14 protein-coding genes are annotated in these 14126 nt (G+C 69.3%); 6 read left to right on the top strand and 8 right to left on the bottom strand.

All coding sequences use genetic code 11. The annotated features are described in order from the left end of the window. Positions 1–69: 69 nt before the first annotated feature. Positions 70–1827 carry a hypothetical protein gene (locus QQY66_RS34315; protein WP_301984200.1) on the bottom strand — a complete coding sequence of 586 codons (1758 nt, stop codon included), beginning with the start codon at positions 1825–1827 and terminating at the stop codon, positions 70–72. Between the two features lie 263 nt (positions 1828–2090). On the opposite strand from QQY66_RS34315, the gene QQY66_RS34320 reads away from it, so the two are divergent. Next, positions 2091–2723, top strand: coding sequence for a DUF6417 family protein (locus QQY66_RS34320; RefSeq protein WP_301984201.1), 633 nt, complete (start codon positions 2091–2093; stop codon positions 2721–2723). A gap of 466 nt (positions 2724–3189) precedes the next feature. Then, the gene (locus tag QQY66_RS34325; protein ID WP_301984202.1) at positions 3190–4020 is read left to right on the top strand and encodes a hypothetical protein; all 831 of its coding nucleotides are present in this window, start codon (positions 3190–3192) and stop codon (positions 4018–4020) included. A 131-nt stretch (positions 4021–4151) separates the two neighbouring features. Here QQY66_RS34325 and QQY66_RS34330 read toward each other — a convergent pair whose 3' ends face one another. After that, a complete protein-coding gene (locus tag QQY66_RS34330; protein ID WP_301984203.1) occupies positions 4152–4508 on the bottom strand; it encodes a hypothetical protein in 357 nt (118 codons plus the stop codon). A gap of 162 nt (positions 4509–4670) precedes the next feature. Between QQY66_RS34330 and QQY66_RS34335 the strand changes: the two genes are divergently transcribed. Continuing rightward, positions 4671–5213 carry an NUDIX hydrolase gene (locus tag QQY66_RS34335; protein ID WP_301984204.1) on the top strand — a complete coding sequence of 181 codons (543 nt, stop codon included), beginning with the start codon at positions 4671–4673 and terminating at the stop codon, positions 5211–5213. A gap of 253 nt (positions 5214–5466) precedes the next feature. Here QQY66_RS34335 and QQY66_RS34340 read toward each other — a convergent pair whose 3' ends face one another. After that, positions 5467–5940: a hypothetical protein gene (locus QQY66_RS34340; RefSeq protein WP_301984205.1), complete on the bottom strand. Its 474-nt coding sequence runs from the start codon at positions 5938–5940 to the stop codon at positions 5467–5469. A gap of 688 nt (positions 5941–6628) precedes the next feature. Between QQY66_RS34340 and QQY66_RS34345 the strand changes: the two genes are divergently transcribed. Together QQY66_RS34345 and QQY66_RS34350 are read left to right on the top strand one after the other, a co-directional pair. Continuing rightward, positions 6629–6778, top strand: a complete 150-nt coding sequence (locus QQY66_RS34345) for a hypothetical protein (protein WP_301984206.1) — start codon at positions 6629–6631, stop codon at positions 6776–6778. Between the two features lie 45 nt (positions 6779–6823). Further along, positions 6824–7420: a hypothetical protein gene (locus QQY66_RS34350; RefSeq protein WP_301984207.1), complete on the top strand. Its 597-nt coding sequence runs from the start codon at positions 6824–6826 to the stop codon at positions 7418–7420. Between the two features lie 476 nt (positions 7421–7896). Here the strand turns inward: QQY66_RS34350 and QQY66_RS34355 are convergent, their stop codons facing one another. The 4 genes from QQY66_RS34355 to QQY66_RS34370 all read right to left on the bottom strand — a co-directional run bounded on the left by QQY66_RS34355 (position 7897) and on the right by QQY66_RS34370 (position 11873). Then, complete coding sequence (locus tag QQY66_RS34355; protein ID WP_301984208.1) at positions 7897–8892, bottom strand: HAD family hydrolase; 996 nt, start codon at positions 8890–8892, stop codon at positions 7897–7899. A 273-nt stretch (positions 8893–9165) separates the two neighbouring features. After that, positions 9166–9810, bottom strand: coding sequence for a 2'-5' RNA ligase family protein (locus QQY66_RS34360; RefSeq protein WP_301984209.1), 645 nt, complete (start codon positions 9808–9810; stop codon positions 9166–9168). A 166-nt stretch (positions 9811–9976) separates the two neighbouring features. Further along, positions 9977–10960, bottom strand: a complete 984-nt coding sequence (locus QQY66_RS34365; RefSeq protein WP_301984210.1) for an endonuclease/exonuclease/phosphatase family protein — start codon at positions 10958–10960, stop codon at positions 9977–9979. A gap of 253 nt (positions 10961–11213) precedes the next feature. Then, on the bottom strand, positions 11214–11873 hold the full coding sequence (locus QQY66_RS34370; RefSeq protein WP_301984211.1) for a hypothetical protein: 660 nt from the start codon (positions 11871–11873) through the stop codon (positions 11214–11216). A gap of 210 nt (positions 11874–12083) precedes the next feature. On the opposite strand from QQY66_RS34370, the gene QQY66_RS34375 reads away from it, so the two are divergent. Then, positions 12084–13343: a hypothetical protein gene (locus QQY66_RS34375; protein ID WP_301984212.1), complete on the top strand. Its 1260-nt coding sequence runs from the start codon at positions 12084–12086 to the stop codon at positions 13341–13343. Positions 13344–13547: 204 nt separating this feature from the next. Here the strand turns inward: QQY66_RS34375 and QQY66_RS34380 are convergent, their stop codons facing one another. Continuing rightward, the gene (locus tag QQY66_RS34380; RefSeq protein ID WP_301984213.1) at positions 13548–14081 is read right to left on the bottom strand and encodes a hypothetical protein; all 534 of its coding nucleotides are present in this window, start codon (positions 14079–14081) and stop codon (positions 13548–13550) included. Between the last annotated feature and the right edge of the window lie 45 nt (positions 14082–14126).

Below are 14126 nucleotides of genomic sequence, written 5' to 3' on the forward strand. Positions count from 1 at the left end.
GACTCCCGACCGCGCGACCTCCGCCGACTGGGTGACTCTGGCTCCGGCCATGACCCGCCGGACAGACCCTTAGTGGCCGGAATGGCCGGTGTTCAAGTCGAGGCACAGGGTACCCAGGGTGGAGGCGAGCTCTTCCAGGGCACGGATGTACGCGCGCAGCGCGAGGGGAAGGTGGGTACGTTCCCACCGGGCCACGTCGTGTTGCCGCTGTGCCCACACCGCTTCCAGGCCGGACAAGGCCGGGTTGCTGTCGTCCAGGGCGTTCCAGACCAGGCCGATCGCCAGGCCGAGGGGCTGTGCGGGGTGGACGTCGAGTTCGGCCTCGCCCTTGTGGTGTTCCTGGACAGTTCGGAGAGTGGCGCGGAGGTGTCCGATCCGCAGGGCCCGCTGGATCCAGGCCGGCCCCTGGACGTGGCCGGGCAGCTCGGGAGTGTCGGGTAGCGCCTGGAGCGTGGGCAGCAGTTCGGCCGCGGCCTGCCGGGCCTGGGCCTGGGGTGCCCACTCTCCGGTGTGCAGTTGGTGGATCGCCTCGGCGACGGCTTTGGTGGCATACGCGACGGCGGGCTGCCATCGTGGCGGCTGCCCGTCACGGAACGGTCCGGACGTGAGGTCCCGGCAGCGGTCGCCCAGCAGCACCAGTGGGGGCTCAAGGCTGGTGGCGTCCTGGGTGTCGCGTAGTGGGCGGTTGTCGTGCAGGTCGCGGAGCTGATGCCAGGTCGCGATGCCCCGGGCAGCCTCCAGGAGTTCGTCTTCGCGTTCCCGTAGCTCCTGCCAGGAGCCGGTGACGGGAGCGGGGTCCCAGGCGGGCAGCGGGTCGGCGAACAGGCGCTCGTGCAGGGCCCCGCCCAGCCACCACAGCGGCCGGGCCAGGTCCACGTCGTCGACCAGCAGCCCCTCGTGGCGTGCCGCGCGCCACACGGCCAGCGCCAGGATCCGGTTGGCGGGCAGCCACGTGTCCTCGCGCTCGCTGATGGCCTCGGGGGTGGAGGCGGTGCCGGAGGCGTACAGGTCGAGGTCGTCCGCGTGGTAGCCGATGTGCCGTTGGGTCAGGACCCATGCCTGGCGCTCGGCCCGTGTCCAGGCGTCCAGACCGTAGGCGCTGCGGTGGGTCTCCTCCCATGCCTCTTCGTCCAGGACGACCTGCAGTGCCGCGCTGCGCCAGATGACGTTCACTGTGTTGTCGGCGGTGGGCGGGGCCAGCTGGATCTCGTAGCCGTGCGGCAGGGGACCGCCGGACAGGTCTCGGCGTTCGTCGTCGAAGTACCAGGCCGGGGCGATCACGGAGCCGGTTACGCCGTCGAACTCCCCGCCGACGCCCTGCACGTGGGTGCCGGTCGGCAGGGGACGGTGCAGTTCTTCCTCCAGGGCGTGGCAGACGGCGTCCACGGCCAGGCCGCGGCAGACCACGACGGCCGGTTCCGCGGAACCGCGTGCGAGGCCGCGTGTCATGCCGTCCCACCTCTGCTTCGAGAGAGGGGAGTGGGGGTCGGCGGGCCAGGTGCGGGTCAGCCACAGCCAGGTGGCGATCAGCGGATCGCTGTCGTCGTCCACCGTGGCGGGATCCGTGTCCGTGGAGAGGGCAAGGTCCGCGCCGACCAAGGGGGTGGCGAGTTCCCGGACACCGCCGTTCAGGCGCGAGAGATGCCACAGCAGCGATCCGAGTGTCACCGCCTCCACGCCGCCCGCCCTCTGGCGGCCCAGTGCCGCAAGGGCGATGGCCAGCACGTTGCGGGTGCCGGTGTACTCCCAGTTGTTGTCGGTGACGGTCAAGGCGGCGGACGCCAGTTGCTGCGCCCTGGTGACCGCCAGACCCCACTGCCCTGTCATGCCGCGCCTTCCTCAAGCCGACGAGTTCACGCTGTCTTCCTGCCGCATGCTCCCACGCGGCCCGGACAGCGTGCAGACCACGGTCCGGCCGACGACGGCCCTCGTCCTCCAGGTTCGGTGGAGCTATGGCCGGCAGCGTTGCTGCCGTCGCTGGCTGGCGTGCCGATCGCCGAGTGACGGCGAAGGGGAAACAGCGCAACACAAGCCATGGCCAGAGACGATGGACTCGCCCGCCGCCGATCGAGACCGAACAGGGGGACGTCTTGAGGCACTCCGAGAAGCGGATCGCCCTGCTGGACATGCTGTGGGAGCACGAGCAGGCCGCGCGCGAGGCTTGGGTTGTGGACGGTGTGCCCGTACAGGACCAGCAGCGTGTGGAGGCGCTGGTGAGCGAGGGGCTGGTGGAACTGGCGGACCGAGAGATCCGCGCGGAACTGTCCGCGCGCTTGTCCCGGCCCGTGCGCTGGGCAGCGCGGCTGACCTCCAGCGGCCGTGACGTGCACGCCTACGCGCATGCCGGCCCGCCGCAGACCTTCGGTGAGCCCGAACCCGGGCCCGGAGAACAGCTCGTGGAGTTGCGCCCGGCCCAGATGGACGCGGTACGGGTCTTCGTCCGTCTCGCCCGTGACCTGGCCACGGGGCCGGCCGAGGGGCTCGCCGAGCGAGTGCGCACCGCGCCGTTCAGCCGCACCGACAACCGCTGGCGGCTGTGCCTGACCCAGGAGCAGATCACCTCGGTCGCCTACGCGCTCTACCTGCACCGGCTGAGCAACTCGGAGGCCGAGGCCAACTGCTTTGCCCGCGACTACGGCGTCGTCTACCGGCCCTCCCCGACGACCGGAACTCCGGTCCCGGTCACCCTGGGCCAGCGCACCAGCAGCGTGGGCCGGGGGTGAGCGCTTCGACCCCACGATGTCCGGCCCGTCTCCGGTCACCGCCTGTACGGCTAGGCTCGACTCTCCATCGGGTTGGCGCGTCCGGCGCCGCCGGATGCCGGCGACGAGCCGTCCAGCTGTGTGCGGTATCCGGCAGCGGGATCAGAGGCGAAGCTCGTAGACGAGTGTGGAGTGCGAGCCAGGGATGATCAGGTCAGCGGTCTCCACGGGCCGAACGGTTTGGGCGTTCGCGTCACCATGGCTACCGCCGCCTGCGAACCTAGCCCGCGTATGGCCGGGGTGACAGCTCGATCGGTCTTCTGCCGGGGCCGGGAGGTCGGAGGTGTCGGAGGGCATGGTGCTGGGCACGGTTGTGGCCATGAAGCACAGCGCGGGCGCGCGTTCACGCGGTAGCTTCGACCGGTCGGCGAACCCGCAGAGCCCCGCGCCTCGTTGACCTTTCCGCCGACCTGCTTGGAGTCACCGCATGACGGGTGTCCTGCCTTCACGGACGCTGCCGGACGAGATGGCCTACCTGCTGCCCACCACGGCGCCGGACGTGTGGCGGGCCGCCGTGGCACGCGCCGCCCAGCTTCTTGCACCCACCTGGGATGAGCGCCCCGGCAACATCGGGGCACTCTCCTTCATTCTGCTCACGCTGTCGGTCGAGCGTGAGCTGCCCCCGCAGTCCATCCCCCTGGCCGCCACGGTGGAGAACCTGCGTGCCCAGCGCGGGGAACCGGAGGAGCTGAGCCGGCGGATCGAGGCGGCGGGAGTGACCGCCGGCGTCCTGGGCGCGGGTGACAGTCCCGGCCCGCTGGACACCCTGTGGAGGGACCTGAGCACCTGGCTGGAGGCGCCGGGCGAGCCGATGGGCGACGTACCGGGACACCCCCCGGTGCTGTGGGCGGCCGTGCGCGGGCTGCGCGACGTGATCAGCCCCCTGGACGAAGCCGTCATCCGGCAGACGCCGGTGCCGCTGCCCTCGCTCGGAGCCCTGACCATCCTCGTCGGGCGCTACGTCCAGATCGTCACTGCCAGTGCCATCCGACCGGTCAAATGCGATACCTGTGCCGGGTGCGAGGGCGGGGTGCTGCGGGTGGACGGCCCCGCGGTCACTTTCGTGTGCGCCGAGGGACACACCACGGCCCATCATCAGCTGGAGGTCCGGCGCGTACGCAACGCCCTCGCGTACGCCGGAGTGCCCATCGGCGCTGCGGTGGCCGTCGAGGGCAACCTTCCCGTCACCAGCAGCGCCTACTGCGAACGGTCCGACCCGCGCCGCCTGTCTCGCTTTACCGCTGGCATGCTGGCGTGACACACCGGGTGACGATCACGGGCGCCGGCGTCACCGTGCGGACGCCCCTGAGCTGAGTGCCCGTCCGGCGCAACAGCGCCGCCGGGCGCCGGGCCGCCGCCCGGTATCGCGCCCGAGGAGGCACACTGTGGTCAGGAGCGGGCGGTCGCGGGCGGTGGCGGCAGCTCGTCCGGGGCAGGCAGGTGGGTCCGCTGCAGCGATGCCACCCATGCGGGAAGGTCTTTCGAGCCCAGCGTGTACAGCGTCTGCTCGCGGCGCGGCTCGATGACCTGGCCGGACTCGTCCGCGTGTACGGTCGGGGCGTGAGCGGCGTAGGTCCACCATTGCGCAGGGAGCCGTGTGCCGTAGAGCGTTTGCTCGGCGGCGTAGCGGTATTCGATGGTGAGCCGCTCCACGCGCAGCAGCTGGTCGTCCGGGGCGGTGCACTCGGACAGGATGTTGGCCGGACGCCAGCGGGTGTAGGGGTGATGGCCGATGGTGAAGCGCACCGAGCACGTCGACCTGACAGCTGGACGGGCCGCGCACGCCCTGCCGGGGCTGGCCGCCGCGGCCTGACCCGGAGCGAGAAGGGGGAGGTCGTCGTCGGGATCCGGGTGAACCTGCGGCAAAGCCCGCCCGGCGCCGGCCTCCCGGCCGTAATACTGGCCGCCATGACGAGTGCCCCCGACGCCGCCCCCGCCCCGTTTTCCCGCATCAAGATCCGCACCGGTGCGCTGGTGTTCTGTGGCGACGACGTCGCCCTGATCCGCCGCAACCGCCCCGACTCGATCCACTACACCCCGCCTGGCGGCAACGTCGAGCATGGCGAGGACCTGCTCGATGCGCTGCGGCGCGAACTGGCCGAAGAACTCGACCTCGACCCTGACCGGGCCAGAGGGCCGGAACTGCTGTGGGTGGTCGACCAGATGGTCTCCCGCCCCGGGCCCACCCCGCCGCCCCGCAAGCTGCACCTGATCTATCGCCTGCACATCACCAAGGCCGTCCGCGCACGCCTGGCCGCCGAGGAGCACGACGAGCTGCCCGACGGCTCCCACGAGGTCGGCATCATCGAATGGGTCGACTACCGCAAGACCGCCGAGCTGCCGATCTTCCCGCCGATCGGCCCGGCCCTGGCCGCGCTGTCCTCCCCGCACGCCACGGTCTCCGGCGCCGCATTGCCGGCCGTCACTGACGACAATTACGTCTGGGTCTGACACCCCGAGCAAACACACAGGTCGGACCGAACCCGCCCTCGCATCCATCCCTGGCGGGCGGCGGCGCCCCCAGCGCTGCGCACGGATGACTGCGGAACTGGGTTACGGCAACGGTGCGTTGAGCTGACGATGGCAGACGGCAGCCGTAGTGACGAGCCGGTTCACCGATGCTTCCGGCGTCGATTTCCGCCTGTGGTGGCCGTGTGCATCGCGTCGGTTGCCCAGTGACAACGAGGTTGGACTACCCGTCTCGTCAGCTCGTGGGGGCCGCTGGCCTCAGCAACCCCTTGCGGTACAGGGAGAGAGTCGTGTGCTCGACTTCGGAACGGGCCTGTGTGCGGTGGACCTTCAGGCTTCGGGAAGTGGCCGTGATGGCACTTTCGAGCGTTCCGTCATCCGTGACCGAGCGGAAGACCGCCAGGCACTCCTGGTTGTAGGCCAGGCTGTAGCCGCCCGTCCGTGTGTCCTTCACCGCCAGGAGCCCCTCGTTGTCGAACCACTCCGCATACGGCGACACGGCAAGGCGCTGTCCCGGTCGTGGCCCGGACAGGTGATCGACATGGTGCTCCGGGGTCGCAGCGTGCCAGTCGAGCAGTGCCTCGACAGCGGCCTCGTGCAGATCCTCGTCCACGACCTGGGTCCAGGTGCAGTCCTGGCATCGGACGGCGTACTGGAAGCCCTCTACGCGCACGGACTGGTCGTAGAACGCCCGGTGAGTTTCGACCATGTCCCGACGCTAGCTGTCAGCGGTCCGAATCCGATGGCAGATGGTCCAACTTCGCTGTTACCGGGCATCGGTCATGCAGACCTTGAACGAGATCCAGCTGGGCGACACCCGGACGTAGGCCGTGAGGGTCCCGTCAACTCCCCTCTAGGCTGGGTACTTTGGTGGGTCTATTCAGCGGAAGCCCAAGGCGGTGAGGGGACGTGGCGGCAGACTCGACCGGGGTCGGCCCTCAGTCAGGAGATGGCGGCCGGAGCCATGGAGAACCCGACAGCCGGGCGCAGGGGGCGCCGCGTTCCAGCGCGTCCCAAGACAGCGACGGGCTGGCCACTCCATCGCGTAGTGGCCGCGTTCGGGCGCGCACCTCGGGTAACGCCGCTGCCGCGCGTAGCGACAGGGCAACCAGGCCGACGCGTCCAGGAAGCCAGGACGGCGGCGACGCTCCCCAGCCTGCCGACGATGCATCCTCGTACCGCAGCAAGAAATTCTAGGGCACGCTCGTCGTCGCCCCGGTGATCGCGACCGCGCTCTCCGCTTGGGTTACCGGCCTGGGGCCGGCTATATGGAGATTATTTACGGAAGACACACCGGGCCCCATCTCCGATGACGACTATCATCATCCCGCTTACCCCGGTGCGCCCTGCCTGTCTCAGCATCTCGCGCTGGTACGGGAGTTGCTGACGACCAGCCCGTGGAACGGGCCGAGCAGGCCGAGGCACTGCTGCGGCACGATCAGGAACACCGCGAGCCGAGCACGGCACCGCACCACGGAGCCGAACGGCCAGATGCCCGCGCATACGTGCGCGAGCAGTACGCCCTGTGGACGGCTACGAGCAGCTGACCGTCTGCGGCATCCCGACTGCCGCCAACACACTGGAGGAACTCGATGACCGCCCAGCCGCCGCCCTTCGGCGACGACCTCTTCGCCGGATGCCACTGGTGGGCGACCGCCCTCACTGACTGGCACCGCACCGCACGGCCCGAGGTGTGGCGGCGCGACCAACCCGCGCCGAACACGGAACCGACCGCGCAGCAGTACGGTGCCGTGACCGCCCTGATTGCCGTCGCGCTGTACGCCACGGCCCGCGAAGGCGGGCTTGACTCCCTCGACGGTGAGGCTCTGGCCGCGGTGCCACTGGAACCGGTCTATCAGCGTCTCGACGAGGGCGCGCTCGACAGCGTCCAACGCCTGGTGAAGGACGTCGGCCTCCCCGCTGACCACGCCTCGACCGATGCGCTCGCCGCACTGCACACGATGCTCGACACCGGGACGGGCGCCGGCATGGAGGGGCTGTTGCTGCGCTACTGGGTGATCCGCCTCGCCTATGAGGTGGTCCTCGGGAACGTCAGCGCCGGTCCCACACCCCGTGGAGTCGATGCGGGCGAGTTGGTCACCATGCTCCATAACGGCCGATGGACCCTGCGGCTCGGCGACCGCATGCCCTACCTGCTGACACACCGCGCGACCAACGGTGAGTCCTGACCCCGGGGGAACCAGCCGGGACGGCGCACTACCGCGCCCGCTTCGTTGGGGGTGTTCCTCGACTGCGGCCCTGGTCAGGCCGTCCGCATCGTTCCAGGCAACGACGAGGGCGGAAGGCCCGATGCCAGATCAACTGCCGCGTCGCCCCCTCGGCAACCCCCGCACGGACCTCTTGGCCTCGCTCCCAGTAGCGGCGTCCCTCAGGGGTGGCGAGGACCGACTCGGCCGCCTCCCGCAGGTGCACCGGCGTCAGCCCGCCGGTGCTTCACCGCCTCCACCCGCAGATCGTCACGCCTACGGGCACGCCGCTGAAACACCGCAACGACCACGAGCACGATGACCGCGACGTTCAACGCGAGACTCAAGCTGAGCACAGTGATCGCGTTTCCCCCAAGGGCCGTTCGGTTCCTGCTGCCTGATCGTGCAGGTCGATCGAGACGGTGGCAAGACTGCGCAGAGCTTCGTTCTGGCCGCAGTCAGCTGCTGGCGGCGGCACTGTGCCCGAGAGCGGCCGTCAGTACCGGCTGCCATCGTTCGTCCCCGCTCGGCGCCGACGGCAGGATGATCGTGCGCATTCCCAACGCCTCACCACCACGGTCGGCTTCGGGATTGTCGCCCACCATCAGCGTGTGGTGCGGCTGCACCCCCAGCCGCTTGCACGCCGTATGGAAAATAACCGGGCTTGGCTTCCTTGCGGCAACGTCGTAGGACATTACGCAGTCGGAGACCCATCGCAGCAGGTCATGCTGACGCAAGATGGGCCGGAGGTCCCAGCCGATGTTGCTGACCACCCCGATACGGATTCCGGCCCTGCACAGTCTCCCTATCGCGCGGCGCACAGCCGGGTCAATGCGCCATCCCTCGGCGCTCATCGTCCTGCGGTACAGCGCCCCGGCGGCATCCGGCCAGGGCAGCCCGGCCTCGTCCAGGAGACGGTGATAGACGTCCCGGTGGGCCTTGGGGTCCAGTTGCTGCCGCCACCACGCCGCAAGGCTGTGCGGGGACAGATCCGTCGGCCGGCGACCGCCCGGTAGACCCGCCGCCTGCGCCTGCCGCGCCCAGGCGCGGCGATCTTGCACCGGGACCGGGATGCCCGCCTCGTCCAGGGCGCCCGAGAGCCATTCCTCAACGCTTTCCAGGTGTGCCATCGTTCCTGCCCAGTCCAGCAATACGGCCTCAACAGGGCCCGGCCGCGCAGGGGCGAAGGCCGGTTCTGCCGTGATCTCGCGGGCCGCCAGCGCGTGGACGTACGCGTAGCGCGCGGTCACCTGGGCCACATCGGTCTGGGTCGGCGAACACCGGAGTAGCGCCATATCCGCCTCAGCGTCCTGCTGTTCGGCGGCAAGGCGCTGCATGGCGGCACCATCGACTTCATTCTCACGGAACAGGTGGTGCAGGCGGACGTGTCCTGCGCCTGAACGCGCGCGGTCAATGAGGATCATCGCCTCAGCTATCTCATGTTTCTCGGGCACGCGTCCCCCTGGCGTCTGAACGACTGGTCGGCCCTGCCTCAGAGGGAGGAACCCGGTGCAATGGCACCGAGGTGCTCCATGTGATCGTTTTCTCGCTGCTGTCGGGCGTGAGGTCCTCAAGGCCGAAGGCCGAGATGGGCAGCGGTGCGTGCCTTGGCCCCACCCGACGCAGTAGCCGCTGTACCTGATCGGAGTCGGCCCCACCTTGGGCATAAGCGATCGTGACGTGCGGGACAAAGGGCTGGTCGTGTCCCTCGCCGACCGTTCCGGTGCTCACCGGACGCCACCCAACGGGATCTCCGCCAGGGTCTTCCAGGTGATGGTCTTCTCGGTGTCGTTGGCGACGACGTCGACCAGGGCAATGGTGTCGACGTGGAGCGATGCGTGGCTGGGGCGGACTCGGCGTACGCGTCGGTGCAGTTGGCGGTAGTGCTCCGCGTCCACCTCGGCTGTGGCGTACGACTCCGTCAGGTGCAATACTCCGGTGTCGTACGACGTGGCTTCGGTGCCGAGCACGACCTCGAAGGCCCGCGTGGCGGCGGTCCGCAGCTGGTTCAGCGGCTCGTCGGGCCCGAGGTCGAAAATGATGCCCGTGCCGTAGACCAGCGGGCTGCCTACAGTGATGGTGAAGGGCGCGAAGCTCTCCATCTGCCGGGTCAGTTCGGCGGCCAGAGCGCGCTGTTCGGCCTCCGTGACCTCGGCGGCGGGCTTGGCGCTCAGCTGATACAGCGTGATGTGGAACCACTCGTCCCCGACGTGCGTGAGCGGATCGTCCTTGGTCGCGGTGCGGATGCCACTCACAAGGTCGGCGAGCTCCGGGTTGGCGCCGAGATCCACGGGGACATAGGCGTGGACGAGGGACGGCGCCGTTCCTGCCTCCCATGCACCCGTGCCCTGCTGAAACGTGAACGGCTTCATGAGTAATCAACCTACCGCCCCGATCACCAAAGGCGGGCTGCCTAGGGGAAGTTGACCACGGATCACTGCGGCTGATTATGCGGCAGCCACAGCACGTGCGGCTTGATCCGGTCTTCGTCCGGCCCGTCCGCTGCCGTCCACAGCCGCTCCTTGTTCAGGAACCGCCTCACCGGCCACCCGCCTCAACCGCAATTTTCACCGGGTCGACGGTGATCCAGGGAATGAGGTGATCCGACCCTGCCAACGCCGCCTTGCTGCCCTGTACCCCGTACTCCTGCAGCGCGGGGACGACGGGGCGGGAGGCGAGGATCAGGTCGATGCGGCGCATGCCCCAGGGGTCGGGGTCGCCCTGGCCGTCTGGCCAGTGGCCGACCGTGGGGTGCCAAGGCACGCCCAGGTGGGCGGCGGCGTCGACCATGTAACCGTCGCGCAGCAGGTTCTTGGTCTGCTCTCTGTCCGCCAGTTGTCTGCGGAAGCGCTTGCCGATTCGGTTGGGTTGGACCTGGTATTCGAGATCGTCGTGACGCTGTTTCAGGTACGGCTCGGCGTCGTAGTACTTTCGGCGCCACTGCCACCATCGACGTGGCCTTAGGGCCGCGGACAGGGCGTTGAAGTCGCCGATGACGAGGGCGGGCTTCACGCCTCCCGTACGACGCAGCAGGCCCTTGATACGCAGGGCCTCCTCCGCGCGCCAGTTCGGGCGGAACGGGTCCCCCTGGTAGGAGACCAAGGTAAGGGGTTCGGCGGCGCCGATGTCGAAGGCGAGGGTGGTCAGCCCGTGCCAGAAGTCGGGTGCGCCCAGGGGCCGGTAGCTGCCGGATACGTGGCCGACGGAGTCGGGGTTCCACAGCACGGCCGTGTACCAGGCGCGGTGGGAGTTGGCAGCCATGGCCACTCCCTGCGGACGCCCAGGGGTGGCGGGGACGGCGGCGCTCAGGCCGCAGTCCTCGGCGAATGCCGCGATCGTCAGGGCGGCGACGGCGTCCCACTGCGCGGGCGGCGTGGCAGCTTCGTCGACCACGACCTCCTGGAGGCCGAGCAGGTCGGGACCGAATTCCTGAACGGCCTTGACACGGGTGCACCAGGCGGTACTGCCGCGGGCGTCGAGCTTGAGCTTATAGGCGTTGTAGTTGCCGATAAGTATGGCCATGCGTTGTCTCCGTCCGATCGGGGCGGCACGGTCACCGAGAGGCGCCCCGGCATGGGGCCGGTGAATGGTGTGACGCGGGCGGGCGGTCGGTACGGAGGGCAGTCGGTTTTGGCCTCACTCACCCACCTCGCTCTTCAGCCGGTCGAGCGCGGCTCGAGCGATGTCGGCAGTGGCATGGTCCGCGCGAGCGCGTCCTTCGGCCAGCGACCGTGCGGCATGCAGGCCGATCAGGCAGCGCAGAGCCTGCCGTTCGTCATGTCCCAGAGCGCGGCCGTAGCCGTGGAAGAACGCGGTGCGCACGCGCGGCCGGGTGGCCCACGGCCCGTAGGCCAGGTGGATGAAGTCCAGGACGGCCGGCGCGAAGCGCGCCCGCCAGCTGACGCAGGCCCGCCACGGCCTGGCGTGCCGTCCACAGCCGAGCCATCCCGTCCGCCAGCAGCCGCTGCGTGGTCCGGTCGGACACGATCTCGTTTCCGTGGACGTCCCGGGTCACGGTGACGGAGACCATGCCCAACTCCACCAGCACGACCGGAACCGCGGAGTCGGCGTCCTCCAGCACGAGTGTCTGGACTCGGTCGCCGGGCACCGCGGTCGGGTCCACCAGCCTCCGGGGCGTGTTGTCGTCCTCCCACGGTGAGACCTGCGACGGCGCGCACAGGGCGTGCGCCAGCGACGCCGCGGACTCCACAGTGACGCCGGCCGCATCCCTACGCGTCCGCAGCAGGACGGAGGCATGCTCCACACGCAGATCGATGGGCCGCCCGCACACCATGCAGCCGTGTATCGGCGTGTAGCGGCACACACGGGCGAAGCCCGTCACGTATTCCGGTCCCAGCACCCGGCGTACATCGTCGGCCATGAGGACGGTGTCCGGCAGAACGAGCTCCCGCGCGCTGTGGTCCCCCAGCCGCATCGGCTCGCTATGCGGCGGTAGTTGATGATGCTCGGCCACTGGCGGGAGCCCTTCACCTAACGGGGTCTAACCGTGTTCCTGGCAAGTCCAGCCCTATTGTCGGTGAGGCCGTGTGCATCGGGGGAAGACTCCGCCGAAGTGATCGGGCGATGGCTGAGTTCGACGGGAGCATCTGGTGTGGTTTCCCATCCGGCGGGACCATGAGATGGAATGGGCGGGACTGAGGACGGGGAAGCGATGAAGAAGATCAACATCAAGAACGGCTACCGGGAGGAGTTCCCGCTGGACGGCCCGCCCGAAGGCTTCCCCGTCGATCACCGATGGCAGTTCGAAGTCGACCGGATCGCCATCGAGCGGCACGACGCCGGCACCGCCAGCTGGAACCGGAACATCTCCGATCACTCCGAGTTCAACGGCTCCGAGTACATGGACGAAACCGGGATCGAGCTTCTGGGCTGCCCGTCATGCGGTAACCACGAGCACCTGATCGTGGACAGCCGATGGGACGACCCGCTCACCCTGCTCTGCCGGTGCGGCACCGTGACGACCTTTCCCCGGCAGGACGAAGAACCCAGCCGCGATTGGGCTCGCAACCTCCTCAAGCGGCTCATCCTCACCGCAGCAGACCCGGGCTGGGATGCACGCCGCCTCCTCCAGCGTCTCGCCAACCACCAAAACGACGAGCGCCAACGCCGAGCCCGTCCGCACTACCTAGCACCAGACGACCGCGACGCCCGCCTCGCCGACGCCGTCGACGTGGACGCGGACGATCTCGGCACGGCGCTGTACACCGCCCTCGACGTGCAGCCGCCCCGCCGCCACGGCGGCCACCGGTTCGCCCTGCTCATGACCCACGTGGCGCTCGCCCTGACCGTGCCGGCCGTGCGCGACAGCCCCGACGGGCTGCGCCTGGCCGAGGCGACCGCAACACTGCTGCGCGACCTTCAGGCCGAAAGCGCGCGCACCGCCCACACCCGCAGGCCGGTCCTTGACCAACTGCACGAGTGGCAGCAGGAGGACGGCCCCGCCGTTTGGCAGGCAGCCTGGGCACGCACCCTGGAACTGGTCCAGCCAGCGTTCACCCGGTACCTGATGTGTGAAGGGGTCCTCGCCGACGGAGCCGCCGCCCTGACCATCGCCCTGTACGTCATCGCCCGCGAGGAAGACATCGCCCCAGCCGACGTGCTCAGCCCTCAGATCCGAGAACTGGCCGAGACCCGGCCCGGAGAGACACCGTACGACGTGGTCCCCCGCTGGGAGGAGCGACTGCGCGCCCTCGGGCACGACCCCGACCAGGACGGTCCCGTGGCCCGCTTGTGGCGCAGGCTGCGCACGGACCACACGTCGCCGCCCGGAGCTACCTCAGCCCTGTTTTCCCGGCGGGGCCCGGCCCTCACGGACGGCCTTGAGTGCGTCCTCACCACCAATTGGGGCGTATACCTCGATCACCACTGCCAGCCGCGCACGTAGGCAGGAGGAAGACCGTCTGGTCAACAACGCCGCCGCCATTACGAACACGAATGTGCTCGTCGCAGCGCCGCTGCTGCGGGCCGTCGGCGCTGCACCCTGCCAGAACAAGGCCGGGCTGGTCCGGCGCCTGACTGGACCAGGTTGCTCTTGCATCGCCGCCCAACACGACGTTCGGGGGGCCAGCGTTTGGCTGTGGGGCCGTCGTCACCAGGTGTGTTGCTCGGTCGGTGGGTGGGTGCGCTGCAGCATGTCAGCGCGCGCGGCTCGGATAAGCGCGTGCCGCAGCACATGGAGACTGTCGGTGGCAGCACGAGCGTGTTGCCGCGCGGTTTCTGCGTGCTCCCACGACTGCACGACCTCTGGCTTCGGGAGATCCTGGTGGAGGCTACGTCCGATGCCCGCGCCTCGTTCGCGTGCGCGGACCGATCCTTGCGCGTCGTGGTGCTGGACATGGGTCTCCCAACTGGTCCACAGGGGTGTGAGTTGCCCCAGTGCGTGTCGGGCGCGGTCGCGTGCCTCACCTAGGTAGTCGGGCAATCGCTGGTCGTCGAGTTCAGAGATGGCGAGCAGCAGGTCCATGCTCGTGTTGATGAGGCCGGCAACGCTGGTCCACTCCTCGTCGGAGTGCGGATCTCCCCGCAGAACCCCTCGCTCCCAGTCGATGTACAACGGGGTGTCCATCAACAGGTCCGTTTGAAGGCGCAGGGCGAGCGCGCGGATCCGGCGGCGGATCAGCATGAGGTGCCCTCTCTTTCAGCCCGAAGTCGTGTGCTCCTGACACGG

Origin of the sequence: Streptomyces sp. DG2A-72 (assembly GCF_030499575.1) — a bacterium.
In the GTDB taxonomy this organism is placed as follows: Bacteria; Actinomycetota; Actinomycetes; order Streptomycetales; family Streptomycetaceae; genus Streptomyces.